We start from the raw sequence: 2,551 nt of genomic DNA, 5'->3' as shown, positions 1-2,551 counted from the left end.
TGTTTTAATCCAGTTCTTTAACAAATTATCAGACAATTCGTGTGGGCGCTTATGCGAATGGCATCGGTCAACAGAGCTTTGCTCTGAAATGATTTAAATGCTGATCAAGCAAGCGAACATACTCGTTGATTCTACTGTCTTCACAGACAGTTCAATAAATGTGACGTTTAATTGCAAGATTGAGCAGTTGGCTTGTTCTTCGGAACGGCTGACAAAACGATTTAAACTGAAGAGTTTGATCATGGCTCAGATTGAACGCTGGCGGCAGGCCTAACACATGCAAGTCGAGCGGTAACATTTCCAGCTTGCTGGAAGATGACGAGCGGCGGACGGGTGCGTAACACGTAGGAATCTGCCCGGTAGTGGGGGATAGCCCGGAGAAATCCGGATTAATACCGCATACGCCTCAAGAGGGAAAGCAGGGGATCTTCGGACCTTGCGCTATCGGATGAGCCTGCGTCGGATTAGCTGGTTGGTGGGGTAATGGCCTACCAAGGCGACGATCCGTAGCTGGTCTGAGAGGATGATCAGCCACACTGGGACTGAGACACGGCCCAGACTCCTACGGGAGGCAGCAGTGGGGAATATTGCACAATGGGCGCAAGCCTGATGCAGCCATGCCGCGTGTGTGAAGAAGGCCCTAGGGTTGTAAAGCACTTTCAGCGAGGAGGAAAGGGTGTAGGTTAATACCCTGCATCTGTGACGTTACTCGCAGAAGAAGCACCGGCTAACTCCGTGCCAGCAGCCGCGGTAATACGGAGGGTGCGAGCGTTAATCGGAATTACTGGGCGTAAAGCGTGCGTAGGCGGCCTGTTAAGTTGGATGTGAAAGCCCCGGGCTTAACCTGGGAACGGCATCCAAAACTGGCAAGCTGGAGTGCGGAAGAGGAGTGTGGAATTTCCTGTGTAGCGGTGAAATGCGTAGATATAGGAAGGAACACCAGTGGCGAAGGCGACACTCTGGTCTGACACTGACGCTGAGGTACGAAAGCGTGGGGAGCAAACAGGATTAGATACCCTGGTAGTCCACGCCGTAAACGATGTCTACTAGTCGTCGGGGATCTTGTATGCCTGGTGACGCAGCTAACGCGATAAGTAGACCGCCTGGGGAGTACGGCCGCAAGGTTAAAACTCAAATGAATTGACGGGGGCCCGCACAAGCGGTGGAGCATGTGGTTTAATTCGAAGCAACGCGAAGAACCTTACCTGGCCTTGACATCCTGCGAACCTTTTAGAGATAGAGGGGTGCCTTCGGGAACGCAGTGACAGGTGCTGCATGGCTGTCGTCAGCTCGTGTCGTGAGATGTTGGGTTAAGTCCCGCAACGAGCGCAACCCTTATCCTCAGTTACCAGCACTTCGGGTGGGCACTCTGGGGAGACTGCCGGTGACAAACCGGAGGAAGGTGGGGACGACGTCAAGTCATCATGGCCCTTACGGCCAGGGCTACACACGTGCTACAATGGTGCATACAGACGGTTGCCAAGCCGCGAGGTGGAGCTAATCTGAGAAAGTGCATCGTAGTCCGGATTGGAGTCTGCAACTCGACTCCATGAAGTCGGAATCGCTAGTAATCGTGAATCAGAATGTCACGGTGAATACGTTCCCGGGCCTTGTACACACCGCCCGTCACACCATGGGAGTGGGTTGCTCCAGAAGTAGTTAGTCTAACCGCAAGGAGGACGATTACCACGGAGTGATTCATGACTGGGGTGAAGTCGTAACAAGGTAGCCCTAGGGGAACCTGGGGCTGGATCACCTCCTTAAACGACGACCGACCTTCCATAAGCGTTCACACGAATTGTTTGATGATCAGTTGACAGTGGTCAGTGACCAGTTGTCAGTTGGTCGTTTTGTTCTTTAAAAAAGTGTGTTTAATGAATCGGTTGTTTTGGCGATGCGCTGAACCAGCAAGATTGGGTCTGTAGCTCAGTTGGTTAGAGCGCACCCCTGATAAGGGTGAGGTCGGCAGTTCGAGTCTGCCCAGACCCACCAATCGTGATTCGGAATAAGGGGCTATAGCTCAGCTGGGAGAGCGCCTGCTTTGCACGCAGGAGGTCAGCGGTTCGATCCCGCTTAGCTCCACCATTATCCGAACGACCCATTCATTAAGCATATTTTGCTTCATTATCCCTTTTCTTCGATAGAAACCGGGTAATGCGATCTTTAACAATGTGGAATCCAAACTTAAATAAGCTGAGTTGATTTAAAAGACGTTAGTCTTTTAATGAGATTCTTGCTGAGACACTCTCAAGTTATTTACCGCAAGGTAATAGCTAATGTGTATGGCGTTCAAAGAGTAATCTACGCTCATCGATCGGGGCTGATGATGTACCGGCTCGGTAGCCAGATAGTCATTTCAAGAGCTGTGTATTGAAGTTGTTGATGGTTGTTCTGGTGGGTGCAGTTATGCACAAATCGCTGAACGATGTTTCTAGCTTTGTAAGTGGAATGTTTGGCGATGTTTTCAAGTTATTTGTTTCCTTTTTTTGAAATGATCGCTTGACAACGACCGGCGCCAAGGTAAGATGAGCGCCTCGCTGAACGGCACTGA

General features: G+C 50.8%; 1 protein-coding gene, 2 tRNA genes and 1 rRNA gene. 3 read left to right on the top strand and 1 reads right to left on the bottom strand.

Features of this window, described 5'->3' with window-relative positions; translation table 11 throughout:
* The first annotated feature begins 223 nt into the window (after positions 1-223).
* From KDK18_RS03730 to KDK18_RS03720, 3 genes are all read left to right on the top strand, one after another.
* Positions 224-1,763, top strand: a 16S ribosomal RNA gene (locus tag KDK18_RS03730).
* A 152-nt stretch (positions 1,764-1,915) separates the two neighbouring features.
* Positions 1,916-1,992: transfer RNA gene (locus tag KDK18_RS03725), tRNA-Ile, on the top strand.
* 17 nt (positions 1,993-2,009) lie between these two features.
* Positions 2,010-2,085: transfer RNA gene (locus KDK18_RS03720), tRNA-Ala, on the top strand.
* A gap of 266 nt (positions 2,086-2,351) precedes the next feature.
* Here the strand turns inward: KDK18_RS03720 and KDK18_RS03715 are convergent.
* Positions 2,352-2,551, bottom strand: a 200-nt coding sequence (locus tag KDK18_RS03715) for a hypothetical protein (RefSeq protein WP_257253306.1), incomplete at its 5' end; no start/stop codon positions are given.

It is taken from the genome of Endozoicomonas sp. SESOKO3 (genome assembly GCF_024606255.1).
Note: the sequence above shows the minus strand (reverse complement) of the source record. Positions and strands in the feature narration are given on the sequence as shown.